This window comes from Mucilaginibacter sp. PAMC 26640 (assembly GCA_001596135.1).
GTDB lineage: Bacteria > Bacteroidota > Bacteroidia > Sphingobacteriales > Sphingobacteriaceae > Mucilaginibacter.
In genome coordinates this window covers 3,777,787-3,804,507 of record CP014773.1, presented here as the reverse complement: position 1 = coordinate 3,804,507, position 26,721 = coordinate 3,777,787, and the positions used below count along the sequence as shown (strand labels likewise).

The following is a 26,721-nucleotide window of genomic DNA, read 5'->3' as shown; positions in this document are numbered from 1 at the left end:
AGGGGTATTATAATTTTGCAGATTTTACCGTTTTGATAATTACAGCTGCAACTTTATATGGATCTGCTGCCGAGTTTGGACGACGATCTTCCAGGTAACCACTCCAGTCGTGATCAACTGTGTAAAGCGGGATACGGATAGAAGCGCCACGATCAGATACACCGTAGCTAAAATCGGTAATAGAGGCGGTTTCGTGCTTACCGGTTAAACGTAACTCGTTATGCGCACCATATACAGCAACACACTCAGCTACTGCAGGGCGGAAAGCCTCGCAAATAGTTTCGAAAGTAGCTTTGCTGTTTGCGGTACGTAACGTTGTGTTAGAGAAGTTTGCATGCATACCAGAACCGTTCCAGTCTAAAGTACCCAACGGTTTGCAATGCCAGTTAATTGATACGCCATGTGCCTCACCAATTCTTTCCAGTAAGTAACGTGCAACCCAAATTTGGTCACCTGCTTCTTTAGCGCCTTTAGCGAAGATCTGAAATTCCCACTGGCCTGCAGCAACCTCAGCATTGATACCTTCTACGTTCAAGCCTGCGTCTAAGCATGCATCTAAATGCTCTTCAACAATATCGCGGCCATAAGCGTTGTTTGCACCTACCGAACAATAGTATGGACCTTGTGGGCCAGGGTAGCCGCCTGCCGGAAAACCAAGTGGTTTATTTGTTTCAGGATCCCATAAAAAGTACTCCTGTTCAAAACCAAACCAGAAATCGTTATCATCATCCTGAATAAGTGCACGACCATTAGATTCATGTGCAGCACCTGAAGAATCCAACACTTCGCACATCACCAGGTAAGCATCTCTGCGTTGTGGATCAGGGCATGCAAAAACCGGCTTCAAAACGCAATCAGAAGAACCACCTGGCGCCTGCTCGGTTGATGAACCGTCAAAGCTCCAGTTATCTAAATCTTCTACATTACCGCTGAAAGATTTAACAATTTTTGTTTTACTACGTAAGCTTTGTGTCGGTTTGTACCCATCAAGCCAGATGTACTCGAGTTTTGTTGCCATTTTAATGAAATTTGTAAAATTGAGTTTAAATTATAGTTTGCACTGAGCTTTTCTTGTTTTATTAAAGGCGAATTTAAATTATTTTTATAAATTTCATAGCGATAATTATAAAAAATATAAAATTCTATAATAAATCAGTTCTTTAATTCCTAAATCAATTAAATGTCGATAAATTCAATAGTTAAATGATAGGAATTGCATCGACTGGCAATAAAAAAGGATTATATACAATGCGTGCATAGTATATATCCCTTAAATTTCAGTTTTTTCTAATCTACAATCGCTGCTTGGCAGACGCTACTCCCCAATAACACCCGTTCCTAATCCTCATTAAAGAATTAGTGTCGGTAATCAATTCAATTTTGGTTGCTTTATTCACGGAGTATAGTTTGCCAAGGCTATTGTCATAAATAAAGGTTGAGAGCCTTGTCATTCCGTTTTTGTTGTCAATTACGTCTACCCGTAGTGCGTTGGTTGCCTTAATCTCACTTACCGTATCCTGGGGCTGTGTAGTTTTCACATAATTTATAACATACTTAATGTGATTGCTTTTAGCTGCACTTTTCTTGTAAAAAGCGTCAGCTTGTATAACCCTTAGTAAACACCTCACACATGGATCACCAATTGTAGCGTTTCCATAATTTTTTTGTGGGTTATTAATTACACTATCTTTTTCACCGTTAACCATTACGGTCGTCTTGTTAATGGCATCGGATATAGGTTTTGGTTTATTCCCATTGCAAGAAAACATAATTATTGCTGAAATGGACAATATTGTATTTAAAAATGATCTGCTCATAATTGGGTACGGTTATACAAGGTACTACAGTTTCAAATATAATTTGTGTGCAGCGTAGCCGGTAATTATATCTGTAAGACTTAAATATAATGAGCGTTTTTCAAGAAAATTGACGTATAAATTGTTAAAATTGCCCGATTTATAGTTTTTACCTTCATGCAAAAGCTAATAACCTAGCTTTTTCTTCAAAGTGTAAAAATTTTATCTTTTATAGTTAATAACAAAGTTTCACGAAGCAAACAATTTATTTGAATGTATCTTTATCATTCAATAATATCATGAATAACGGCAATATAGGTTCTAGTACAATGGTAGATGTGGTTTTAGTGGGCGCAGGCATTATGAGCGCTACGCTTGGGATAATGCTTAAGGAATTGCAGCCAAATCTGTCAATAGAGATTTTTGAGCGGCTGGATGGTATAGCAGCAGAAAGTTCTGATGCTATGAACAATGCGGGTACCGGTCACTCTGCATTTTGCGAACTTAATTATACACCGCAGAAGAAGGATGGCACAGTTACAGCCGATAAGGCCATTCAGATTGCCGAGCAGTTTGAGATAACGAAAGAATTTTGGGCTCATCTGGTTGAGAAACAATATGTTGGCGCTCCGCAAACCTTTATAAGCAAAATTCCCCATATCAGTTTTGTTTGGGGAGCCGATAACGTTGATTACCTGCGAAAGCGTTGCGAAGCAATGGTTAAGCACCACTTCTTTAAAGATATGCAGTACGCAGAAGATCATGCACAGCTTGCTAAATGGATGCCGCTTGTGATGCAGGACCGCGATGCGAACCAAAAAGTTGCCGGTACGATTATGGATATTGGTACTGACGTTAATTTTGGCGCGCTGAGCCGTAACCTGTTTAAAACGCTTAAGCAGCAACCCAATGTTAACCTGAGCCTGAATCACGATGTAAGTGATATTAAACGCAATAAAGATAACAGCTGGGCCATTTCTGTAACTGATAAAGATAGCGGGCAAAGCCGCAAACTGAACGCAAAATTTGTGTTTGTAGGTGCCGGCGGTGGCGCCTTACCCCTGCTGCAAAAATCGGGCATACCAGAGAGTAAAGGGTTCGGTGGGTTTCCGGTGAGTGGCCAATGGCTCGTTTGCACAAACCCAAAGATTATAAACAGGCATTACGCTAAAGTTTATGGAAAAGCTTCTGTAGGCGCCCCCCCTATGTCTGTGCCACATCTGGATACCAGGATGATAGATGGTAAAAAAGAATTACTTTTCGGGCCTTATGCTGGTTTCTCTACCCGCTTCCTTAAAAAGGGTTCGTTGTTGGATCTTTTCGGATCAATTAAGCCAAATAATATTTTACCATTACTTGCTGTTGGCCGCGACAACTGGTCGTTAACCAAGTACCTTATTAGCCAAGTGATGCAATCTCCTGCGGATAGGTTAAATGCCTTAAAAGAATATTTTCCTGATGCTGAAGGTTCTGACTGGAAACTGGAAATTGCTGGGCAGCGTGTTCAGGTCATCAAAAAGGATAAAAAAAGCACAGGTGTCTTGCAATTTGGTACGGAAGTGGTTACCGCAGCAGACGGCAGCATTTCTGCCTTATTGGGTGCTTCTCCGGGGGCATCCACGTCGGTACCTATTATGATCGAGCTAATTGAACGCTGCTTTAAAGATCAGGTAAATACACCCGCCTGGCAGTCAAAATTAAAACAGATGATTCCTTCTTATGGACAATCACTGACTAAAGATCAAGCGTTAGCTGATGCTACAAGGGCAAGGACAAGCAAGATTTTAGGATTGGTATAGTTACAACTGATAACAACATAATCATTTTAAGGTTGAAGTTTAGAGCTTCAACCTTATCAATTTGCAAGCTAACTTTTTGTCGAAAGAAACCTGTAATCACCGAATTAAAAACTTTCTTCAAACTTTTTGCAATACTAATCTTGCTAATAAAAAAGGGAGTAACAAATTCTTGCCCCTCCCTTCAATTATTGATTTTGTTGGATTGCTATTGGTTATAAACTTTAACTATAAAAACGTAGTTACGCAGTTTTTTGATTTGTTGTGTCCGGCTAAGCCCTGCTAAAGTATTTTTAGTATTAAGCCCGATAGCCTTATTTTTTACGGAATCAGCGGGAATGTCCTGGATCGTTTTTAAAATAAACGCTGATTTTTTTGCAAAAGCAACACCTTGGGTTTGGGTTTGCCGGCCACTAATGATCCCGATAATATTGCCTCTTGAATCAAACAAAGGCCCGCCACTATTACCAGGATTGACAGGCACCGAAATCATATATTCGGCGGTATCACCCTGGAAGCCTGCATCAGAAGTTAAAGCACCCGGACCGAATACCGCAGCATCAGTTGGGTATCCAACGGTGTATACATCTTCACCCAAGTCACTTTTCCCTTTTTTGAACCCATATGGTATGGCACCCAAACTTTTAAAGGCAGGATCGTTTATTTGCAATACAGCCATATCGTAAACAGGATCTGTAAAAATCACCTTGGTATGAAACGATTCACCATCTGCATTCTGCACATACACGGAATCGGCACCATTAACAACGTGCATATTTGTTAAAATATAACCGTCAGAAGATAATGCAAAACCGGTACCGCGATACTTTGCTATCATGGTAGGTCCCGTTTTAACAGGTTTTACACCAGTCCCAACATTAGTTTCCAGTTTTTTCTGCCTGTCTTTTACGCCATCAACTTCTTTTTTAAGCTGTTCTACACGAGGATCCTTATTAGTTAAATATCCTGTAAAAAACAATGTAAGTAACGTAGCAAATATCGCAATAGACGCTGCTACGGAGATTTTAGAATGGTGCTGGCGCCATAAACGTACAAAAAGGGATGGATGTGCCATCAGATCTTCTTTTAAAGTGTGTACATCTATCTCATCATGGATGGCGTTTAACCTCAATTCCATGTTAAGCCGTTCATTGTATTGCTTTAATAAACCCGTAAAATGGCGGTGCTCCTCTACCTTGGTGTCTACTGATGCATCGTTTTGTCTCAAAACATCAAACTCATTACGCTCCTCAACGCTCAATTCGCCTTCCAGGTAACGTTCTATAATATCTGTTAGTTGCTCATTCTTCATGGCTCTCTCCTCTCCTAGTGTTGCTGAAAAAACAATTTCTTCAGCCTTTGCAGACATTTATATTTCTGCGTTTTTGCGTTATCCGCATTTGTATAACCAAATCTTTCGCAGATATCCTGCATCGATTTACTGTGCATGTAATAATCCTCGATGATGGTCTTGCAGGGCTCGCCAAGCAAACCAAGTGCCTCGCCCATTTTATTGAGCTGCAGATCCCGATCCTGGTGGCTTTCCACTTCATCTTCAACAGGCAGGTGATCTTCAAAATCTTTGATATCGCCACCGTAACGGTTCATTTGCTTTAGCCTTTTAAGCCAAAGACGCCGGCAAATGGAATATATATAGGTTTTGAGTTTGCTGCTCAATTCAAAATCACCCCGTTTAACCTTATTATAAAGAACAATTATCGCTTCCTGATATATATCCTTGGCATCGTCCTCGCTACCATTATTATTGATAACTAACTGCAATATCATAGGAAAGTAGGCCAGGTAAAGCCTTTTCAAAACACTGTCGGAATTGTTAAGTATACCAAGTATGACTTCGCTATCCGCCGGTATCTCCACATTTAACTGATTATTCACTACTTAATACGCTTTATATTGAATTGTAACCCAATGTTATAAAATTATTTTTTCGCACCATGTTATATACAAACGCTAACTATCAATAATGATCTGCAATATGTATGGTATTAACCTGCAATATCGTGTTATTAATTTAAACGCACCCTTTCAATGGCATAATAATTGAACCGCAATATTTAACAAACTTTAATTTAAACACTTACGAACGTTAAATTCATCTTATGAAAAATGCATTCAAATTTGGCTTTTTAGCAACATGTATAGCAGTTTCGGTGGCTGCATGCTCTGGCAACAGCGGCGGCCAGCATTCCGATTCATTGAAAGCCGACACTTCGGTAATGAGTGATTCCACAAACAAGACGATGCCTGCAGCCGGTTCTAATGGCTCAGCTATATCGTCGGATACAGGTCTAGATAAATCCGGTTCTGGCGGTGCCGACACAACAAAAACCCCCTAATGGCATGTTTATTTTATAATTTAAGAATTAAATAGAGCCGAGTTCCTTTCCTTTTTTATGATTCCATACGTTAGTGATCAATAGCAAAATTTCAATTTTTGGGTATTGATTACTAACGTTTTAGTGGTTTTTTTATATCTCGTGGGTTACCTTTTTAACTTTAGCGTATTAAATTTAAACACTAACAAAAATATCAATCATGAAAAATTCATTCAAACTTTCAGTTTTAGCTTTAACGATCGCTGTTTCCGCTGTTGCTTGTAAAGGTAATGCTGGCGAAAATGGTGGCGACACTACTAAAACTGTTATAGATTCAAGTGTAACAAAAACTACGGTTGACTCAACTGCAACTGATACTGTGACTAAGAAAGATACTGTTAAAGTTGACTCTTCTAAAAAAATGTAATTTCTCACAGGTTATCTGTGCCAATTCCAGCATTGACCAACCTGTGAACAAATTAAACTCACTTATTAATTAATTCTCAATTCTAAAAAAGACATGAAAAATTCGTTCAAAATTTCAGTTTTAGCTTTAGCTATCGCTGTTTCTGCTGTTGCTTGTAAAGGTAAATCTGGCGCTGATGGTGGTGACACTACTCAAACTGATTCTTTAAAAGTTGATTCAACTGTAGTTGACACAAGTGTAAAGAAAGACACAGTTGTTAAGAAGGACACTGTAGCAGTTGATACAGCTAAAAAAATGTAATTTAAGCCTGTATAGGCCTTTCATTTATTAGTTTTCCAATAAAAAGGTAATCTGTATATTTTATTTAAAATATATGGGTTACCTTTTTTGATTTATGGTATTAAGGTGTGAAAACTATTAAATCACTTTAAAAAAAAACAAAAAATGAAAAATTCATTCAAAATCGCATTTTTAGCTTTAGCTATTGCTGTTTCTGCTGCTGCTTGTAAAGGTAAAACTGGCGAATCAGCATCTGACACTACTAAGATGGATTCTACTAAAATGGATACCACTAAAATGGATACCACTAAAATGGACACCACTAAAATGGACACCACTAAAATGGATACCACTAAAAAAATGTAATCATTTTTTATTGAAAGAAGCCCTTCAGTTAATTCTGACGGGCTTTTTTTATGGCTGATTTTCTCCTAATCCAAAATCGGGCAAACATTACTAACTCCGCTCTTCAAAACATTTGCGCTAATTTTTGTTTATTGCTGAAATACTATAACACTTATGAGATACGCGGAATGGAACAGATTAACCGAAGACGAAAGAAAAAGCAGGCATTGGAAACATCATCCGCGCATCCGTATAGCCACCATATTTTCAATCTTGTTTGCGCTGGTATTCGTAGTAGTACTGTTAAGGGTATTTCAGAATAGAAGGATGCATGTTAATGTTAAGCCCAATAAAATGGAAGCTTTTACGATATCCAAATCGTTTGTTAAGGATAAACTGCAACAGCCACAAACTGCAAGTTTCCCCGGCAATAAGTTTGAAGCAATTGTGGATACCGCAAACAGTGCATACCAAATTTCTTCCTCGGTAAAATCGCAGAACAGCGCTGGAAAAATCATTCAACAATCATGGAATATAAAACTTTCCTACACAGGGGGTGATTGGGCCGATCGAAAAAGCTGGACAGTGAAAGACCTTTCGCTGAACCCGTAAACAGGAAAGGGGTACCAATTGGTGCCCCTTTTCCTGCTAAGTCTATGCTATTATTATTTATTTACGCTATCGCGTAACCCCTTTATTAAATCGTGTGCTGAATTTAATTTCACCTGTTGCGCAATCAAAATTTCTTGAATATACGCCGGGATGTTCTCATCTTCAAGCGCAGATTTATAAGCTTTCTTGATCGCATCTTCTCCAAATTCACAGTCTTCCAAAATGCTATGTGTACTATGTCCGGCAAAGGCTGCTTTAACATCCAACCACGTGCGGTGGATAGTGCCCCCTGTTGTTGTACCTTCTGCCAAGTCAGCGCCTAATGCAGCAACTTCTGTTGCTATTTCCATTTTAAACTGATGGCTTTGCGCAATCAAATTTGTAAATGTAAGTTTAAGATCTGTATCGTCATCATTCAGCTCTCCGGTAGCACGTTCAAAACCTGCAATACGATCGTTGTTTATTAATATAAGGTCGTTCAGCGTTGCTAAACCAGCTTTTTCATCTATCATAAGTATTCCTCCTGTTTGTAAATTACAACTCCATAAAAAAGCTATTGTTTTAATTAAAAACAATAGCTGATTATACTAACTGGTGATTACGAATTGCTCCTGAATTTGGAAATTATCCAAAAAATGATGAGCACCAAAATGATAATTCCGATAATAGCGGTGTAAGCACCTGCTTTAAAGATGTCGCCAATTACAGAGCAACTGCTAAATGCACACATGGCCAAAGCCAGAACAATGATGAGGTTAAATTTTTTCATGTTTAAAAATTGTAAGATTTTGTCGTTAATTCACCTATACAATAATCGCACCTGATTCACAAAAGGGTGGATCAGGCTAATTTTCCTCTACCTCGTGGCGTTCCATTGGTAAAAAACGTACAGCAATCAATACAATAAAAAAACTTATAAAAAACAGTAGTAATACGGTTTCAATAACCAATAGTAAATTCATTTCCAGAAAATTTAACTGGTGCAATGCACCTTTGAAACAAAAAAATTAATTTAGGTTGCAGGTTAATTCCCGGCTCAAAGTGCTGTTTTATCAGATAGGAATTACTAAATTATAGAATGGAAATCATAAATAAAAATACTTTTATGAAAAAATGATGAAATTTTTTAGGGCTATTCGTTTAAAGAAAACCAATGAAAGAATCTTAACTGTAAATGAACAAATAGTTCAATATTCTACTCTTTATGGCATCATAACGTAAAGACTTTTACCTTTGCTGCCCAATACTATGGAAGAAACACTGCTGAAGCTAAGAGACCTTACAATAAAGTTTACAAATAACCTCATAATTGACAGGCTAGACTTTGAGATTAATAAGCTAGACAACTGGGTGATCACCGGTCAGAGTGGTTCTGGTAAAAGTGTTTTGCTACAGGCTATTGCAGGTAACATAAGTCCCAGTAGCGGTAGTATCAATTACAATTTTGCTGATGTTGATGGGCAACCTGTAATAGATTTTCATCCCTACATCGCTTTTGCAGGTGCTAAGCATAATTTCAAAAATTTATCAAACACCGGCAATTTCTATTATCAGCAACGTTACAATTCGTCAGACGCTGAAGATGCCCTTACTACAAGCCAATATTTGGCCTGCATTAAGACAAATGCGCATTTACCTCTTTATTGGACATTGGAGAAAACAATTGCAACGTTAAACCTGCTTCATTTGCAAGACAAGCAGGTGATTAAACTATCGAACGGCGAAACCAAACGGCTGATGTTAGCTGCTGCACTGCTCAAAAACCCTGCGATACTCTTATTGGACAACCCACTGACAGGGCTTGACATAGCTACCCGCAATTATTTTAATACGCTGATAGATGAAATAAGCAGCTCTGGCATTACCATTATCATGGCCACCTCCGCCCACGAAATACCGGACGCGATAACCCATGTGGCTGTTTTGGAAAATGGCGCGATAATTAAAAGTTTAAGCAGGCAACAGTTCCAAACAGAATTAGCGCAAATTCCGCAAACGTCCTCAATAGATGTTTCAGCATTAAAAAGATTGATAGTATCGGCAGGTGAACCCGCCTTGTATCAAAAAATAGTGCAAATGCATAACGTTTGCATCAGGTACGGCGAAAAAACAATTTTAAATAACATCAACTGGAGCATTAACCAAGGCGAACGCTGGGCACTGCTTGGGCCGAATGGTGCCGGTAAATCAACTTTATTGAGCTTAATTAATGGAGATAACCCGCAAGCTTATGCCAATGATATCACTCTATTTGATCAAAAGCGCGGCTCGGGCGAAAGTATCTGGGATATCAAAAAGAAGATCGGCTTTGTATCTCCCGAACTTTACCAGTACTTCCCTACTGATAATTCCTGCCTTCAGGTGATCGAATCCGGTTTTTATGATACCCTGGGTCTTTTCCGACCATCTAGTCCCGCTAAAGCTGCCATGGCACTAAATTGGATGAAAGCCCTTGAAATAGATAGATATGCCCGGGTACTTCTTAAGAACATCCCCGCAAGCGCCCAGCGTTTATGCCTGCTGGCCCGGGCACTGATAAAGAACCCTGCCCTGCTGATATTTGATGAACCCTGCCAGGGTTTGGATGACCACCAACAGCTCCATTTCAAAACTGTGGTAGACACTATTTGCAACAGCAGCAATGTAACCCTTATTTATGTAACGCATTACCAACATGAGATCCCAAATAGTGTGGACAAAGTTTTAAAGTTGGATCAGGGAGAAATGTCTGAATCGGACTTTTGGACTCAACGAAATGAACATTAGATCAGTGTCCCCCCATTAATCATCCAGTTTTGCTTTGTCAACCCAAAACCACCTTTCCCGTTTTAGCTTTCTCCTTTCAGCATCCACTACGTATATTTGTACATGAATACAGCAGATCTGTTGGAGCGAGCGTTAGCCTTTGATTTTTTAAGTATCGAAGAAGGGGTTTATTTATACAACAATGCCTCAACTGCCGATTTAATGTATACGGCAAATGAGCTGCGCAAGATCCAGGTGCCGCATGGTAAAGTCACCTGGCAGATTGACCGGAATGTCAACACCACCAACGTTTGTATCGCCAACTGTAAGTTTTGTAATTTCTTTCGTCGCCCTGGCCACGAGGATAGTTATATAACTGATATTGAAACCTACAAAAAGAAAATTGAAGAAACCTTTCGCTACGGCGGAGATCAGCTCTTGTTACAGGGCGGCCACCATCCGGACCTTGGTTTAAAATTTTATACTGATCTGTTTAGTGAGCTTAAACAGCTGTATCCTAAATTAAAACTGCACTCCTTAGGTCCGCCGGAAATAGCACACGTATCAAAACTGGAAGGCATGAGTCATTATGACGTACTGAAAGCGATGAAGGAATCAGGACTTGATTCACTGCCAGGTGCCGGTGCTGAGATCCTGAACGACCGCGTACGCCGCCTGATTTCCAAAGGCAAATGCGGCGGCAAAGAGTGGCTGGATGTAATGCGTGCAGCTCACCAGTTAAACTTGCCAAGTTCCGCAACAATGATGTTTGGCCATATAGAAACAATTGAGGAGCGATTTGAACATTTGGTTTGGATTCGCGAGGTACAAAGTGAAAAGCCCGAGGGCCATTTCGGTTTTGTAGCGTTTATTCCTTGGCCATTTCAGGACGATGGCACGTTGTTAAGAAAAGTACGCGGTATCACCAATAATGTTACCGGCGATGAATATATCCGCATGATCGCGCTAAGTCGGATCATGTTGCCGAATATTAAGAATATTCAGGCCTCATGGCTTACGGTAGGCAAACAGGTTGCCCAACTGTGCCTGCATGCTGGCGCCAACGATTTCGGCTCGATCATGATTGAAGAAAATGTGGTTTCTGCCGCAGGCGCGCCTCACCGCTTTACGGCCAAAGGCATACAGGATTCTATCAATGAGGCGGGCTTTGAACCGCAACTTCGAACACAAAAATACGATTGGCGGGATGTTCCCATAGAGATTGAAGAGCAAGTGATAGATTATTAATAAGTCCAAAGTCGGATGTCGGGAAGTCCGAAAGCCAAAATTCGAAATTCTTAACAATCCAAAATTGCGATGTATAAGAATTTAATTTTTCGCTTTGATTTTCTGTTGATGGCTTTTGGAATACCGGCGAGTTGTCATTCCGACTTCTGTACTTTCTATTACTTTTGATCTTCACCGACTTACCGGCTTTTTGACTTCAATGGATAAAATCGAACAATACATCGAGGCACTTATATTCGCATCTGAGCATGGCATTAGAACAGAAGAAATTCTGTACTGCTTGCAGGCGGCTTTTGAACATGACTTTGCGTTGAATGAGATCAACACCCACATCGAAACTATCCGCGTCAGGTATGCAAAAGATCAATACGCCATTGAGGTTGTCAAGATCAATAACGGGTACCAATTCCTTACCAAAAAGCTATATCACCCGGTGATTAGTTTGCTGCAGTTGCAGCGATCCAAGAAAAAACTGAGCCAGGCTGCGTTGGAAACCCTAGCCATCATCGCATACAAACAGCCGGTAACAAAACTGGATGTGGAACAGATCCGCGGTGTGAATTGTGATTACTCCATCCAAAAATTATTGGAAAAAGAACTCATAGCTATTACCGGAAAGGCAGAAAGTGTTGGCAAACCTATTTTATATGGAACCAGCAGTTTGTTCATGGATTATTTCGGCATCAACAATATAGCTGAACTACCACAGCTTAAGGAATTTACAGAGAGTAGTAGTAGTGTTGGCGAAGCTGCAGAATAAATTCAAAAGATATTTTAATTAAAAATGATTTTAATTATTTTTACTGTATAAACGGCTTGATATATAAGCAACAACCTTTACATTTAAAAACAATTAGGTTAACCGAATAAGTTTTAACAAATAAACATTTATTAAAATGGCAACTCCAAAAAAACCTGTTACTAAGAAAGTAGTCGATGACGAGGATGACGATTTAGATGAGGATGTGAAACCCGGCAAGAAAGTAGCGGATGACGATGATGACTTTGACGATAACGTGCCCCTTGATGATGATCTGGGTAGATTTGACTCTTTTGACCCCTATGATGACGAGGAAGACGACTAATAACATCACTTAAAGATATTCTCAAAGCATTCAGTCCCCCGCTGGATGCTTTTTTTGTAAACGGGTAAAATTTGTGTGGATGACGATTACTGAAGTTAAAAACAAAGCCGACAAAAAAGCATTCCTGGCGACTGCCAAAATCATCTATAAGGACGACCCGAATTGGGTGTGCCCACTTGATAACGATATTGAGGCAATATTTGACCCTCCCAGAAATAATTTCCATGAACATGGCAAAGCAATTCGTTGGATATTAAAAGACGCTACTGGTAAACTTATTGGACGGGTAGCCGCTTTCGTTAATGAAAAGAAGGCTTACAAGTACGAGCAGCCAACAGGCGGGATGGGGTTTTTTGAATGCGTTGATGATAAAGTGGCAGCCAACTTATTATTTGATACGGCAAAAAAATGGCTTCAAGACAAAGGTATGCAGGCAATGGATGGCCCGATTAACTTTGGTGAAAATGATAATTTCTGGGGCTTGCTGGTAGATGGCTTTACCCCGCCTTCCTATGGCATGAATTACAACCCACCCTATTATAGAATTTTTTTTGAAAGCTACGGATTTGTAACACAATACGAACAAATCACCAATCATTTAGACGTTCATAAGCCCTTTTCAGACCGGTTTACTAAAATAGCCAACTGGGTAATTAAAAAGCCCGGCTATAGTTTTGAGCATTTTAAGGTTAACGAGATTGAGAGATTTGCGAATGATTTTCTGGAGATCTACAACAATGGCTGGCAGGATTTCAAAAATTTTGTACCAATAAACCATGCCACCATCTTAGAAAGCTTCGGAAAGATGAAGGCTATAATGGATGAGAAGCTTATTTGGTTCGCCTACATCAATGGTGAACCGGCGTCTTTCATAGTGATATTACCGGATGCCAATCAGCTAATAAAGCCACTGAAAGGAAAACTCAACTTAGTAGGTAAATTACTTTTTGTTTACAAACGTTGGCGGGGGGTATCGCGCATGCGCGCAATTGTAATGGGTACCAAGCAAAAATGGCAAAACCACGGACTGGAATCGGCAATATTCATTAAACTAAAAGAATATGTATTGCCGCTAAACCAGTACGATGAACTCGAATTATCGTGGGTTGGCGATTTTAATGAGAAAATGATAGCCATGCACGCAGCTGTGGGGGCTACGTTCGGCAAACGGCATCTTACAATGAGATATAAATTTTAAGCCCGGATTACTCCGGGCTCAAATTATGCTGTTACTCTCTTGTGGCGTAATTCTTCAAAAAGCTCAATAACTTTTTTCTGCAGATCAATAACCTCTGTTTCGCGATCCATCAGTTTTTTATTGACATTTTCTAATTCGCTGGCAATTTTTGCGTCTTGCTCAGTTTCGTTATAAGTAAGTAACGAAACAACCGACATTTCAAAAAGCGCAGCTATTTGCTCCAAGCGGGAGAGATTAATATCAGTTATGCCAGTTTCAATTTTAGAGAAAGCGGGTATAGAAATATCTAATCTTTTAGCTACTTCTTCCTGGCTCCAACCTTTTTGATGGCGTAATAACCGGATTTTTTTTCCAAGTGTTTTCATATTGTTAATTAGGAATAAGGATTTCTCAATAGTTAATAAAGTTACAACATATTTGAACAATAAACTAATTATCAATAATATTTATAATAATTATTTTTTAGGTCGTTCAAATTAATTCCACCGAAGTTTCCGGAACTCATCATCAATAAATTACTGCTGCTGATATCCAATGTTTCCAGGTATTTTAATAGTGCTGCCGGTTGATTAAAAAACCTCAAATTTTCGTTGTGGAAGGCCTTTTTTACATCTTCCGCCAAGTATGGAACTATCTTTTTCTGTTCAAATGTTTTACTATCGATGAACACTAAAGCTTCATCGGCTTCATCCATCGTCCCGCCATATTCGTCCAGAAAATTCTTATTAAGGCTACTAAATGTATGTAATTCTATGCAGGCGATCAAGCGGCGTTGGGGAAATTGCCTTTTAACTGCTTGAATAGTGGCTGCGAGTTTAGATGGAGAATGCGCAAAATCTTTAAACAATGTTGAGTTGTCAGTTTTGCCAACCACTTCCAAACGGCGTGCTGCCCCCTTAAATGTGGTAATATAGCTATAGAAGTCTTGTTGCGTAATTCCAAGTCTTTCACAGACCATTCTGGCAGCCTGCAGATTGAGCAAGTTATGGTCTCCGAATACCTGAAGAGGATACCTTTTATCATCCAAAATAATATTTGTAGACCCTTGATCTATAACATACTGGGGAAGATCGTATGGTATTATTTCAGCAATAATATCTAATTGCTCTACCATCTTATTTAATACGGAATCTCCCTGGCTATAAATAAGGGCTCCGGCCGGTTCAATGGATTGCGCAAAGATCTTGAACTGATCGATATAGTTTTCAAAAGTGGGGAACACATTGATATGATCCCAGGCAATACCGCTGATAACGGCAATATCTGGCTTGTAGATATGAAACTTAGGGCGCCTGTCAATAGGCGAAGCGAGGTACTCGTCTCCTTCTATGATGATTACAGGTGCATCTTCCGTAAGGCCTACCATTGTTTCGAAGCCTTCCAGCTGTGCTCCTACCAGATAATCAAACTTTTTTCCGGCTTGTTGTAATACATGCAAAATCATGCTGGTAATTGTGGTTTTGCCATGACTGCCACCTATTACTACACGCTTTTTATCCTTACTTTGTTCGTATATATAATCCGGGTACGAATAGATCTTTACACCCAATTCCTGTGCCTTCAGCAGCTCAGGATTGTCGACGCGCGCATGCATCCCTAATATAACCGCATTGAGTTGGTTAGTGATCTTCTCCGGGGACCAGCCTACAGCTGCAGGCAATATACCGTATTTGCCCAGGCGCGAAGCGGACGGTTCAAATAAAACATCATCAGAACCACTTACTTCAAACCCTTTTTTGTGAAGGGCTATGGCTAAATTATGCATGGCGCTACCGCCGATTGCTATAAAATGTACTTTCATCTTGATTTTGTGCAAATAACAGCATTTTTAAGCTAGAAAGCTTTAACGTCAAACCACATTTAATTAACACCTGTCAAACTTATTTCAACAATAACACCGGTACCGACGAGCTTGTAGCCAGCTGTTCGGATATGCTACTATGTAATAACGACTGCATAAAGCTATAGGTATGCGGTAATGCAATTACCAGCTGCGCGTTATTTTCTAACGCAAAATTCAGCACCCCAGTGATTACTTTAGGATGGTTGATATAGTGGTAGCGAGGTTTTAAGCCTTTGAGCATTTGGTGTAGTGCAGTATCTTCGCCAACTTGTTGCGGGCTTGCCTCAGGCAGATTAGAACTGACCTCAACATTAAGCACCAGCAACTCAACGGGCCGCCTTCCCAATAATTTTTTTAGCGCCTCAGCAGGGACAGAATCTTTGACTTTTTTAAAATCACATGCAATTACTACACTTTCGATTATGTGATAAGTATAATCTGGCGGAACAACCAATACCGGAACCGGGGAAACCTTCGAAATTTTGATCACATGATCTCCGATACCGATTCCCCCTTCGCGTACGGTACTGTTGCCAATTGTTCCTAATATTACTAGATCTATTTTATGGGATGTTACGGTATCAACAACGGCCCTCACGAGGTGCGACCTCTTTACCTGCGTTCGAATAACTACCCCGTTGCGTACAAGTTTAAGCAATCTAGTTTTAAGCTGTTCTAATTGAGCTAATCTATCAACCGCATCCTCTTCAATTTCTTCCTGGCGCAGCATCACCAAATCCGTATTCGGAAGCATTGCTTCATAGGGTGAAATATAATAGGCATTCATTAGAACGATAAGGCCGACATCCGTTTCGTGGCTCAACCTGGCAGCAAAATTGGCAGCATTGAAAGCAGCTTCGGAAAAGTCCATAGGTACTAAGTAGCTTTTCATATCGATAGGATCTATATTTTTTGACCAATAAGGTCTAAAATTTAATATGCAACAAATTTATTTAGCATTCTAAGTTCAATTGTCAACAACAACACATATTTGTAGCCGGCATAAAGTTAACATTGAATTATGATATTTATCACTTACTTTTGAACTGTAATATTAATTATTACATATTAAATGAACGGTAGATTTCCTATAACGCTGCACATTATGACACTCTTAACAAAGACGGACAGTGTTCAGTCGTCAGAATATTTGGCAGGCAGTATCAACGTGAATGCCGTATTGGTACGTAAAGAACTAAGCAATTTGATTAGAAACAATCTAGTGGCGAGCAAAAGTGGAAAAAATGGTGGCTACAAACTGTCGAAGCCGGCAACACAGATATCACTTGCCGACATCTATAATGCAGTAAAACAAGGAGCCATTTTGGGGCAGCCAAGAAACCGGCCTAATCCGGCGTGCCCCATTGGAAAACAAATCAACTTGCACCTCTATGATTTATATGAGGAAATTGATACAGCTTTAATACAACGGCTTGGAAGCAAAAACCTTGCTGAGTTTTGCGCTAAGTTTGATTAGTACACTTATAACCATTAATAACAATATTATTCACAACTAAAATTCACATCATGAAAGTAGCAGTAATTGGCGCGACCGGCTTTGTAGGTAGCGCAATAATAAAAGAAGGTATACAACGCGGATATGAAATAACTGCAATAGTGCGAGATACAGCTAAAGTCGAAAAGGCTGCAGGCATAACCGCATTATCGGTTGATGTAAATAACGTAGATGCATTATCGGCAGCGCTTACCAGCCACGATGCGGTAATAAGTGCCTACAACCCGGGCTGGGAAAACCCAAACATCTACGCAGATTCGCTGGACGGTGCCAAAAACATTCAAGAAGCTGTAAAAAAATCAGGTGTTAGCCGTTTTATCACTGTAGGCGGCGCTGGCAGTTTATATATCGGCGAAAGCCAGCTAGTAGATTCCCCACAGTTTCCGGCAGAATGGAAAGCAGGCGCAACTGCTGCCCGTGACTATCTAAATATTTTACGAAAAGAAGAAGAATTGGATTGGACTTTCGTAAGCCCGGCTATTAATCTGCACCCAGGTGAGCGTACCGGTACGTTCCGTTTAGGTACAGAAAACCCCGTATTTAACGCAGAAGGCAAGAACGATATTTCAACTGCCGACCTGGCCGTTGCGATATTTGATGAATTGCAAAATAATCAGTTTATCAGAAGCCGGTTCACTTTAGGCTACTAATTTTATCAGATAATCTATTAATCATTTATGATAACACCGATTTATAAAATTATCGGTGTTATCATATGTTAAACTATGCGTTTTACAATACAAACTTAGCAGCTACCCATTCTCTATCTTTTTTGTGGGTAATATATTTCAATCCGTATTTACGAGCCTCATCGGTTATGATGTCAAGATCGGGCGACTCGTAAAAGCCGCTAAAGTAAATTTCAGCACCTGGCTTTAATGCTCCTGCATATCGGGACATTTGGTCAAGCAGTATATTACGGTTGATATTGGCCAAAATAATATCATATTGTTCATCAGGTATTGCTTCTTTTGAACCGCAAAGGGCTTCGATCTCAACCACACCATTTAAAGCTGAATTCTCGATCGTACTTTCATAACACACGGGATCATAATCGATAGCTACTACTCTTGCAGCACCTAATTTAACAGCAAGAATAGCCAGAATACCTGTCCCGCAGCCCATATCAAGCACTTGTTTCCCTTTAAAATCATTTTCCAGCATCAGCGCCATCATCATAGCTGTAGTCTGGTGGTGGCCCGTTCCAAAAGCCATTTTAGGGTCTATAACGATTTCATAAGGAAACTCGGGCTTTGCGGCATGAAAGGTTGCCCTTACAAATACCTGGTTGCCAATTTGAATCGGTTCAAAGTTACTTTCCCAAACCTCGTTCCAGTTTTTTTGGGGGATGAGGGTTACATCATAACTGAACGTAAACATTTCGCGATAGTTCTCCAGTGTTTCATCCAAATGGCCCTGATTAAAATCGGTCTCGGGGATGTAGGCTTTGAAGCCAAGATCAACCTCTTCAAAAGTATCAAAACCTATCTCGCCCAGCGCTCCGATAAGTAGGTCCTGCTGATAATCTTCGGTTGTTATAGTGGTAAAGAGCAGCTCGTAATAATTCATGATACACAGTTGAGATTTGAGGTGTCAGGCTTGAGATAAAAACAATCGTTCTTATAACTCAAGTCTGATACCTCCTATCTAGTTAATTAAAAGCCTTAACAATATCCGTAAAGTCGCGTGATTTCAAGGAAGCCCCACCTATCAAACCACCGTCTATATCTGCACAAGCAAACAGTTCGGATGCGTTTTTAGGGTTACAGCTACCTCCATAAAGAATAGTTGTAGCATCGGCAACCGTTTGATCGTATTTAGCCGCAATTTCTTTTCGAATAAATTCGTGAATTTCCTGCGCCTGTGCAGAAGTTGCGGTTACGCCCGTTCCTATGGCCCAAACTGGTTCATATGCTAACACAATGGTATCAAAGGCAACCGCTTCTAAATGAAAAACACCTTCTTGTAATTGACTTTTAATGATGTCGAAATGCTCGTTAGCTTCGCGCTGTTGCAATGTTTCGCCAATGCAGAAGATTGGTTTTAAACCATTTGCCAAAGCAGTATCGGTCTTTTTGGCTAGCAATTCGTTACTTTCGCCGAAATACTGGCGACGCTCGGAGTGGCCCAGGATCACATATTCGGCACCTGTAGACTTTACTTGTTTTGCAGAGATCTCGCCTGTGTAAGCGCCGGATTCTGCCTGGTGTGCATTTTGCGCACCCACTGCTATGTTATGATATCCTTTTGCCAAACCAGCCAGACTGTGCAGGTGTATAAACGGGCTGCAAACCACTACTTGCTGATCTCCGGTGGCTTCGTCTTTAATCATGTTTATTACTTCAGAAAACAAGGTTAAACCCTCGTTATAATCTAAGTTCATTTTCCAGTTTCCGGCTACAATTTTCTTTCTCATTGCGTTTTGATTAGTCCATGGACCATATTTAACGGTTCATGGTAATGGTTATTTATTTTTTATGGTTTTTACTTTTATCGGTCATTAGTTTATAAGCAATAAACTAATGACTATTTTGAAACTCTCTAAACGACTTTGTTAATTCAAACACCGTTGTTAATATGTTTCGTTCGGCATCATCAAAATTACGGTGCAGCCGGCGGGCAAAAACACGGCTGGTAGTTTCCATCATTTTATCGTAGGCGTATTCTTCAAAGCCATTTGAACCGCCCCAGCTAAAATCGGCAATGTGCTTTGGCGGGTAACCGGCGTCAAATACGTTTGCGCTTACCCCCACAACGGTGCCGGTGTTAAACATGGTATTGATACCACTTTTGGCATGATCCGCCATGATTAAACCACAAAACTGCAGGCCGGTATCGCGGTAGCTTTGAGCATCATAATCCCAAAGCTTAACATCCGAATAATTATTTTTCAGATTTGAATTGTTGGTATCGGCGCCTAAGTTACACCACTCGCCTATTACCGAGTTGCCCAGATAGCCTTCGTGGCCTTTGTTTGAGTAACCCCAAAAAACAACATTAGTTACTTCACCGCCAACCCTGCAGTAAGGCCCAACCGTAGTAGCCCCATAAATCTTGGTTCCCATTTTAAGCTGCGAATGTTCGCAAATAGCAAACGGCCCGCGGATATTGGTACCTTCCCACACTTCGGTGTTAGCAGCCAAATAAATTGGCCCGTTAGTGGTATTAAAAGTACAGCACTCGGTTTGCGCACCCTCTTCAGCAAAAAACGAATGCCCTATTATGGTATTCGTATTGCTTATTGTGGCACTTTTGCGGCCCTCAGTAAGCAGTGTAAAGTCCTTTCGAAGCTCAATATCGTTTCTCTTAAACAAATGTTCGGGCAACGTAATAATTACTGGCTCGCCCGCATAAGCAATTTCATTGGCGTAGTTGGCCAACGGATCGAAGCTCTGAGCGTGAATAGCTGTAAGCTTAACCGCCACAAGTGTATCATTAAATTTCAGCGCCTGACCATTAGCCAGATTAGCTATTGTAACCACTAAAGATTCATCGGGGCAAATTGAACCATTGATAAAGATATTATTATCCTGTATCCGGGTGGGGAACTTTCCCTGTAGATATTTTTCTGTCAAAAAGGAATGATCCAGGGAAAGATATTTGCTCCACTTTTCCGCAATCGTTAAGATACCAATCCTCAGATCGGCAACCGGGCGGGTATACGTTAAAGGAAGGAGCGAGTTGCGGGCGTTATCGTCGAAAAGAATGATTGCCATGGGCCAAAAATAAAAAAAGTCCCCCGGTATACGGGGGACTTGTAAATATTTTATCGAAAAAACACTTATTTTTTGTTGTAACGGCTGCGGAACTTATCGATACGTCCGGCAGTATCAACTAACTTCATTTTACCTGTATAGAACGGATGTGAAGTGTGTGAGATTTCTAATTTAATCAGCGGATATTCGTTGCCATCTTCCCATTTAACGGTTTCGCGGCTATCGATGCATGATTTGGTCATAAAAGAATAGTCGTTAGACATATCTTTGAATACTACTAACCTATAGTTTGATGGATGCAGATCTTTTTTCATTGTTATTAATACTTCTTATAAAAGAGGTGCAAATATAAGAAAAACTTTCAAAAGTAAAAGGGGTGTTAAAAAGAATATGTTTTAAACCATTAAATATTTAAAATAACCTTTGCAGCTGACTTTACGCGATCTCAAGGATATCTAAACACCAATTACTACTCCAAAAATACATCTCAGTATGTGGTCTGAAAATTAAACGGAAAGCTATTGCTTTTTAAACGTTTGTTAAAGAAATTTAAAAGTGGTTTCTCTATTAAGATATGAAATAAGTATGCTATAAAAATAGATAAGAACATGAAAATAGCAAACAAGATATAAAGTCTGTAGTTATCTGAAATATACGGACCCAGCAAAACATTCATATCTCTCAGTTTTAAATAAACCATAAAATTGATCAGATAAAGCGGGTAAGAAATCTCGCCAAAAAAATAGATAATTTTCGATCCTAAAAAAATGCTGACAACATTACGCCTAACGATCGCAATTATTAAAAAGACGAATAGTAGTATGGTAAGTAAATCAAGCTTTGCAAAAAGCAGTGATACCAAAATTAATACTACCACCCCTACGCTATATTTTGGTGAGCTCAAAAAATTAAGCTTATCTTGGTCATATAAGCCAAAAGCTGCTATCCCTAATAAATAGTCGGCAAAACATTTTAACAAACATGGGTATCCCTGATAGATCTCCAGCATAAAAGGCGGATCGATATATTTCCATCGGTACAATGCAACGATGTACAAAAACAAAATTCCTATAAAGATTAAAATGTAGTTCCAGTTAACATTCCGGGCGTTGCGGCACAGCTTTAATAGCAATGGATAAAGCAGATAGGTTATCCATTCGGCAGTTAAAGACCATAAATGGGGAATCATAAAGGACACTCCAAATAAAATATTCAATAAAGTTAAACTCACTATAAAATTGGGAGTCCGCCCCCCGTGGTGCTGCACAAGGTAGCCGTATAACAAAACAATAAAATACGACGGATAAATTCTTATCCAACGTTTTTTCATAAAGAGTGCGTAGTTGGATTTTGTAAATCCATTTTCAAAAAGCCTTCTCGACGACAGCGTCATCACAAAAGCACTTAAAATGAAAAATAAATCAACAGACAAGTATCCGTGCCCAAGGAAAGAAGAAAGATAGCTGTTCGTGTAGAATATACTTCCATTTGCTTCCGGCGTTAAAATGGCGAATTTATAAAAATGGAATACCGCTACAAACAAAGCGGCTAAACCCCTCACCCCTGTTAAAGATCTTATCTCTTTTACCATCTAATTTCAAAATGGTAATGATACATTTTTTTTCCCTTCCACACGGAACTCCAATTTACACCTTTTATTTAAAGGGCGCGGCAATTCTTCAACCAACCAGCCCGGATTGTCAAAACTATATCTGTCGGCCTAACTAGTTTCTCTGCAGCTAGTACTATCTAACGAGGAAATTATCGGTTTCAGTCACCTTAAATTAAATTAATCCAATCACCATTAAAATTCTGTCGCCCCAACGTCAACAGCGTTAGGGTTGGGTCTTGGTGTACCGTAATAGTCAAATCCAACGCCATAAGATAATACAATCATTCCTTTACCAATCATTGGTGAATAATCAGTAAGATGGAAATCATCTGCTGTAAAATTCTTGAATTTACAGGCATTAACATCTTTAACCACATAGTTATTTGAAGCAGTAAGCCTAACACTTGTACTCATCCTGTTTATTGCTGTACCCGCCCCCTGGATCACAAAAAGATTATTGATAACGGTATTCATCGGGATGCTTTCAGAATTTAGTTTTATCCCATCTAAAGCCGGCGCAATGATAGTGTTGTTAATAAACTCAAAATGCGGACCTGGGGTGTACCTCGAATCTGCAAAAATACCGTAAGCGCCAGCATTTATAATTATGTTAGCGTAAACAAGGTTATCGCCAAGGCCCAGCACAATAATACCATTACCAGGAGCATTTTTTATAAGATTAGCGAAGCATTTCCCCCCGGTTCCCTCGCCTATCTGGATGCCATTATTTTGACCGCTGGCAAAGGGGCTTAAACCCGGAGAAGTGACGATGTTATTATGGATCTCCGCGCCGGAGATTGCACTACCCACCTGAATTCCCTCACAACCTGTAGAATCAACAATATTGTTGTAGATATTTACATTAACTACATCATGAGGCAAAACCTTACCGCAGGAAATGGAGCTACCATCGGCATAAAATGAATTTCCTACATAAAACCCCTCTCCGCCTGTTTTATGAACATAATTGTCATGCATTTTAATATTGCGCATCGTAAAATGCCCGCGCTGTGTAGCTATATCGCAGGACGGGTCAGTTTTAGCCATAATGCCAGCAAAGCCGCTATTTTTTACCTCCACGTTGGAGATTTCAAAATCCGAGCTTAGATCGTCCATTGTCATGCTAATATTTCCCCCGCTGATAACGAAGCCATATTTTATAGATGATACACCGGTTCCAACTATTTTAAAGTACTGGCAATTTTGTGTTTTAAAACCGTATGAAGCAGTAGTTGTAGTAGAAAACCTTACCACACCACCTTTATTGATTATGATGATCGGATTATCAGCAGTACCTTTAAAATTCTTAAGCAGTAATGCCCCGCGATTACCTGCGGGAATACAAATAACGGATCCAGGTGCTATACCAGTCCCGTCTACAAACCACTGGGACGTCTGAACAGTATAACTACAATTGGCAGTTGGTTCGGCAGCTATCGTTACGAGCTTATTTGTGGTTGAGTTTAAACCTGGTGCTACTTCAGCTTTATTAACATTCTTTTTGCACATGGCAAGTGATGCCAATATCAAAACACCAGCAAGGCACTTCATCAGGTAAAGTTTATTTTTCATAGTTTAAATTCAAAGCTGCCTGCAAAATGCGTTTAATTAGAAGTCGATTTTTTATCAGCTTTGCATGACTATTTAATTATACGTTGATTTTTTATTTTTGTTACCTTTAAGACTCTAACTGGGACTACTACTTACTGAAAATTTATTTCTTTAATCTAAGCGTACTAAATAATTCGATTTCAAGATAAATTTAGCGATGACGCCAAGAGTGATATGGGTATGTGCAATCAATGCTGCCATCACTTATAGTAGAGTTTCTGCTTCCCAATGAGGAATTTGATCGCCAACCTCCTGACACAGTTCTATCAACACACCATTGGCGGTTTTGGGATGCACAAAACACACCAGTTTGTTATCCGCCCCTAATTGTGGCTGCTCATTTAAAAGGACAAATCCTTCTGCTCTTAATCGCGCCATTTCAGCCGCTATATCCTTAACATCAAATGCAATATGATGTATACCCTCCCCTTTTTTCTCGATGAATTTCGCTATGGGGCTTTCAGCGTTAGAGGATTCCAGCAGCTCGATCTTGTTGGGCCCAATTTGTAAAAAAGCCGTTTTCACACCTTCTGATGGCACATCTTCGGTTTTATAAACCGTTGTATTGAGCAATAACTGATAGATATTCGCAGCTACTTTGAGGTCCTTAACGGCTATGCCAATATGCTCTATCTTGTTCATGTCCAAATATTGTAAATAAATAGCATGCAGCAGCAATTTACAGGCACAAGAAAGCATTAAAGTAAAACTTTGCGTATATTTGTGTTGTTAATATTTAACCATGAACATCCCAATTTATTTAGATAACAACGCCACCACACCTATGGATCCCAGGGTGCTGGAAGCTATGCTGCCTTATTTTAACGAAAAGTTTGGTAACGCCGCAAGCCGTAACCACCCATTTGGCTGGGTAGCGGAGGAAGGTGTTGATTATGCACGCGAACAAGTGGCCAAGTTAATCGGCGCTACAGAAAAAGAAATCATTTTCACTTCGGGCGCTACCGAGTCGGACAATCTGGCTATTAAGGGCGTTTTTGAAATGTATAAAGAAAAAGGCAACCACATTATTACGGCGGTTACAGAGCATAAAGCGGTTTTAGATGCTTGCAAACACGTTGAGAAACTGGGTGGAAGGGTAACTTATCTTCCGGTAAAAGAAGATGGTTTGGTTGACCTGGAAGTGCTTGAAGCAGCCATGACAGATCAAACTATCCTGGTATCCATCATGTATGCAAACAATGAGATCGGCGTTATTCAGCCGGTTAAAGCGATTGCAGATATTGCCCATAAATATGGCGCTTTGTTTATGACAGATGCTGTACAGGCAGTTGGAAAGATCCCGGTGGATGTAATTGCAGACGGTATAGATTTGCTGGCTTTATCGGCTCATAAGATGTATGGTCCTAAAGGTGTTGGTGCATTATACGTTCGTCGTAAAGGACCACGTGTGAAGGTTACCGCTCAAATGGACGGTGGCGGACACGAACGTGGCATGCGTTCTGGAACATTAAATGTTCCGGGTATCGTTGGCTTGGGTAAAGCTTGCGAATTAGCGGGTGCAGAAATGGAATCTGAAGCAAAGCGCCTTTCAGGTTTACGAAATAAATTAGAAGTTGCATTGACCGTGCTGGAGGAAAGCTATGTTAACGGTAACGTGCAACATCGCTTGCCACACGTAGCAAATATCTCTTTCAAATATGTTGAAGGTGAAGGTTTAATGATGGCAATGAAAGATCTGGCTGTATCATCTGGTTCAGCCTGTACATCCGCATCATTAGAACCATCTTACGTACTGAAGAGTTTAGGCTTGTCAGACGATCTGGCGCATTCATCTATTCGTTTTGGTTTAGGCCGTTTTACTACCGAGGAGGAGGTTGATTACGCAGTTGAAGTAACCAAAAAAGCGGTTACACACCTGCGCGAACTGTCACCGCTTTGGGAAATGTTTAAAGAAGGTATCGACCTTGACTCGATAGAGTGGGCGGAACACTAAGCTACCGGTGCACTAAATGTGGAGCCGGAATAAATTAATTAAAGAATAAAAAAATAAACAACTTCTGTTCCCGTTTGGGGAGTTAGAGGGCTAAACAAACAGAGCTATGGCTTATTCAGATAAAGTAATTGATCATTATACTAACCCCCGCAATGTGGGCACGTTAGACAAAAGCAGCCACAAAGTTGGTACTGGCCTGGTAGGTGCACCTGAGTGCGGCGACGTTATGCGCCTGCAAATCCAGGTGGATGATAACAACATTATCACTGATGCAAAATTTAAAACTTTCGGCTGTGGTTCTGCTATTGCTTCTTCATCTTTGGCTACCGAGTGGCTTAAAGGTAAAAGCGTGGATGATGCCATGAAGATTGACAATATGGATATCGTAGAAGAACTTGCTCTTCCGCCGGTGAAAATTCACTGTTCTGTATTAGCAGAAGATGCAATTAAGGCAGCCATTAACGATTTTCGTGTTAAGAATGGCATGGAGCCAATCGTACTGGAAAAATCACATCACTAATTTGTAGTAGCAAGTATCAAGTAGTTAGTTTCGAAATTGCGCTAACTCAAAATGTTATCTTGATACTTGATACTAATTACTT

30 protein-coding genes are annotated in these 26,721 nt (G+C 39.9%); 15 read left to right on the top strand and 15 right to left on the bottom strand.

Features of this window, described 5'->3' with window-relative positions; translation table 11 throughout:
* Positions 1–7: 7 nt before the first annotated feature.
* Positions 8–1,018 (bottom strand): glutamine synthetase, encoded by a 1,011-nt coding sequence (locus A0256_16440; GenBank protein AMR32894.1) that lies wholly within the window; start codon positions 1,016–1,018, stop codon positions 8–10.
* Between the two features lie 274 nt (positions 1,019–1,292).
* Positions 1,293–1,769, bottom strand: coding sequence for a hypothetical protein (locus A0256_16435; GenBank protein AMR32893.1), 477 nt, complete (start codon positions 1,767–1,769; stop codon positions 1,293–1,295).
* Positions 1,770–2,095: 326 nt separating this feature from the next.
* On the opposite strand from A0256_16435, the gene A0256_16430 reads away from it, so the two are divergent.
* Positions 2,096–3,595 carry a malate:quinone oxidoreductase gene (locus A0256_16430; GenBank protein ID AMR32892.1) on the top strand — a complete coding sequence of 500 codons (1,500 nt, stop codon included), beginning with the start codon at positions 2,096–2,098 and terminating at the stop codon, positions 3,593–3,595.
* Between the two features lie 205 nt (positions 3,596–3,800).
* On the opposite strand, the gene A0256_16425 is transcribed toward A0256_16430, so the two are convergent.
* Entirely contained in the window at positions 3,801–4,904 is a 1,104-nt protein-coding gene (locus A0256_16425; protein AMR32891.1) for a protease Do, read from the bottom strand.
* A 14-nt stretch (positions 4,905–4,918) separates the two neighbouring features.
* Positions 4,919–5,488: an RNA polymerase subunit sigma-70 gene (locus A0256_16420; GenBank protein ID AMR32890.1), complete on the bottom strand. Its 570-nt coding sequence runs from the start codon at positions 5,486–5,488 to the stop codon at positions 4,919–4,921.
* Positions 5,489–5,712: 224 nt separating this feature from the next.
* On the opposite strand from A0256_16420, the gene A0256_16415 reads away from it, so the two are divergent.
* The 5 genes from A0256_16415 to A0256_16395 all read left to right on the top strand — a co-directional run bounded on the left by A0256_16415 (position 5,713) and on the right by A0256_16395 (position 7,591).
* Positions 5,713–5,949 carry a hypothetical protein gene (locus tag A0256_16415; GenBank protein ID AMR32889.1) on the top strand — a complete coding sequence of 79 codons (237 nt, stop codon included), beginning with the start codon at positions 5,713–5,715 and terminating at the stop codon, positions 5,947–5,949.
* A gap of 199 nt (positions 5,950–6,148) precedes the next feature.
* Complete coding sequence (locus A0256_16410; protein AMR32888.1) at positions 6,149–6,355, top strand: hypothetical protein; 207 nt, start codon at positions 6,149–6,151, stop codon at positions 6,353–6,355.
* Between the two features lie 93 nt (positions 6,356–6,448).
* Complete coding sequence (locus tag A0256_16405; GenBank protein AMR32887.1) at positions 6,449–6,655, top strand: hypothetical protein; 207 nt, start codon at positions 6,449–6,451, stop codon at positions 6,653–6,655.
* Positions 6,656–6,799: 144 nt separating this feature from the next.
* A complete protein-coding gene (locus tag A0256_16400; GenBank protein ID AMR32886.1) occupies positions 6,800–7,000 on the top strand; it encodes a hypothetical protein in 201 nt (66 codons plus the stop codon).
* A 153-nt stretch (positions 7,001–7,153) separates the two neighbouring features.
* Positions 7,154–7,591, top strand: coding sequence for a hypothetical protein (locus tag A0256_16395; GenBank protein AMR32885.1), 438 nt, complete (start codon positions 7,154–7,156; stop codon positions 7,589–7,591).
* Positions 7,592–7,644: 53 nt separating this feature from the next.
* Here the strand turns inward: A0256_16395 and A0256_16390 are convergent, their stop codons facing one another.
* A complete protein-coding gene (locus A0256_16390) occupies positions 7,645–8,103 on the bottom strand; it encodes an aldehyde dehydrogenase (protein AMR32884.1) in 459 nt (152 codons plus the stop codon).
* A gap of 736 nt (positions 8,104–8,839) precedes the next feature.
* Between A0256_16390 and A0256_16385 the strand changes: the two genes are divergently transcribed.
* From A0256_16385 to A0256_16365, 5 genes are all read left to right on the top strand, one after another.
* Positions 8,840–10,357, top strand: a complete 1,518-nt coding sequence (locus A0256_16385) for an ABC transporter (protein AMR32883.1) — start codon at positions 8,840–8,842, stop codon at positions 10,355–10,357.
* Between the two features lie 102 nt (positions 10,358–10,459).
* Complete coding sequence (locus A0256_16380) at positions 10,460–11,584, top strand: dehypoxanthine futalosine cyclase (GenBank protein AMR32882.1); 1,125 nt, start codon at positions 10,460–10,462, stop codon at positions 11,582–11,584.
* 199 nt (positions 11,585–11,783) lie between these two features.
* Positions 11,784–12,344 (top strand): SMC-Scp complex subunit ScpB, encoded by a 561-nt coding sequence (locus A0256_16375; GenBank protein AMR32881.1) that lies wholly within the window; start codon positions 11,784–11,786, stop codon positions 12,342–12,344.
* A gap of 136 nt (positions 12,345–12,480) precedes the next feature.
* Positions 12,481–12,669 (top strand): hypothetical protein, encoded by a 189-nt coding sequence (locus A0256_16370; protein AMR32880.1) that lies wholly within the window; start codon positions 12,481–12,483, stop codon positions 12,667–12,669.
* Between the two features lie 79 nt (positions 12,670–12,748).
* A complete protein-coding gene (locus A0256_16365) occupies positions 12,749–13,867 on the top strand; it encodes a hypothetical protein (protein ID AMR32879.1) in 1,119 nt (372 codons plus the stop codon).
* A 23-nt stretch (positions 13,868–13,890) separates the two neighbouring features.
* Here the strand turns inward: A0256_16365 and A0256_16360 are convergent, their stop codons facing one another.
* The 3 genes from A0256_16360 to A0256_16350 form a co-directional block, all read right to left on the bottom strand.
* Positions 13,891–14,232, bottom strand: a complete 342-nt coding sequence (locus A0256_16360; protein ID AMR34589.1) for a transcriptional regulator — start codon at positions 14,230–14,232, stop codon at positions 13,891–13,893.
* Between the two features lie 71 nt (positions 14,233–14,303).
* Entirely contained in the window at positions 14,304–15,668 is a 1,365-nt protein-coding gene (locus A0256_16355; GenBank protein AMR32878.1) for a peptidoglycan synthetase, read from the bottom strand.
* Between the two features lie 79 nt (positions 15,669–15,747).
* Positions 15,748–16,602, bottom strand: coding sequence for a hypothetical protein (locus A0256_16350; GenBank protein AMR32877.1), 855 nt, complete (start codon positions 16,600–16,602; stop codon positions 15,748–15,750).
* A 180-nt stretch (positions 16,603–16,782) separates the two neighbouring features.
* Between A0256_16350 and A0256_16345 the strand changes: the two genes are divergently transcribed.
* Positions 16,783–17,187, top strand: coding sequence for an Rrf2 family transcriptional regulator (locus A0256_16345; protein ID AMR32876.1), 405 nt, complete (start codon positions 16,783–16,785; stop codon positions 17,185–17,187).
* A 47-nt stretch (positions 17,188–17,234) separates the two neighbouring features.
* The gene (locus tag A0256_16340; GenBank protein AMR32875.1) at positions 17,235–17,876 is read left to right on the top strand and encodes a hypothetical protein; all 642 of its coding nucleotides are present in this window, start codon (positions 17,235–17,237) and stop codon (positions 17,874–17,876) included.
* An 82-nt stretch (positions 17,877–17,958) separates the two neighbouring features.
* On the opposite strand, the gene A0256_16335 is transcribed toward A0256_16340, so the two are convergent.
* From A0256_16335 to A0256_16305, 7 genes are all read right to left on the bottom strand, one after another.
* Positions 17,959–18,795 (bottom strand): ribosomal protein L11 methyltransferase, encoded by an 837-nt coding sequence (locus tag A0256_16335; protein AMR32874.1) that lies wholly within the window; start codon positions 18,793–18,795, stop codon positions 17,959–17,961.
* 82 nt (positions 18,796–18,877) lie between these two features.
* Positions 18,878–19,642, bottom strand: a complete 765-nt coding sequence (locus A0256_16330) for a triose-phosphate isomerase (protein AMR32873.1) — start codon at positions 19,640–19,642, stop codon at positions 18,878–18,880.
* A gap of 103 nt (positions 19,643–19,745) precedes the next feature.
* Positions 19,746–20,942: a glucose-1-phosphate thymidylyltransferase gene (locus tag A0256_16325; protein ID AMR32872.1), complete on the bottom strand. Its 1,197-nt coding sequence runs from the start codon at positions 20,940–20,942 to the stop codon at positions 19,746–19,748.
* A 65-nt stretch (positions 20,943–21,007) separates the two neighbouring features.
* Positions 21,008–21,256: a 50S ribosomal protein L31 gene (locus A0256_16320; protein AMR32871.1), complete on the bottom strand. Its 249-nt coding sequence runs from the start codon at positions 21,254–21,256 to the stop codon at positions 21,008–21,010.
* 173 nt (positions 21,257–21,429) lie between these two features.
* Positions 21,430–22,533, bottom strand: coding sequence for a hypothetical protein (locus tag A0256_16315; protein ID AMR32870.1), 1,104 nt, complete (start codon positions 22,531–22,533; stop codon positions 21,430–21,432).
* A gap of 213 nt (positions 22,534–22,746) precedes the next feature.
* Positions 22,747–24,126: a hypothetical protein gene (locus tag A0256_16310; GenBank protein AMR32869.1), complete on the bottom strand. Its 1,380-nt coding sequence runs from the start codon at positions 24,124–24,126 to the stop codon at positions 22,747–22,749.
* Between the two features lie 243 nt (positions 24,127–24,369).
* Complete coding sequence (locus A0256_16305; protein ID AMR34588.1) at positions 24,370–24,807, bottom strand: methylmalonyl-CoA epimerase; 438 nt, start codon at positions 24,805–24,807, stop codon at positions 24,370–24,372.
* A gap of 100 nt (positions 24,808–24,907) precedes the next feature.
* Here A0256_16305 and A0256_16300 point away from each other — a divergent pair, with 100 nt between their 5' ends.
* Positions 24,908–26,119: a cysteine desulfurase IscS gene (locus tag A0256_16300; GenBank protein AMR32868.1), complete on the top strand. Its 1,212-nt coding sequence runs from the start codon at positions 24,908–24,910 to the stop codon at positions 26,117–26,119.
* 106 nt (positions 26,120–26,225) lie between these two features.
* Positions 26,226–26,639, top strand: coding sequence for a scaffolding protein (locus tag A0256_16295; GenBank protein AMR32867.1), 414 nt, complete (start codon positions 26,226–26,228; stop codon positions 26,637–26,639).
* Positions 26,640–26,721 lie beyond the last annotated feature (82 nt).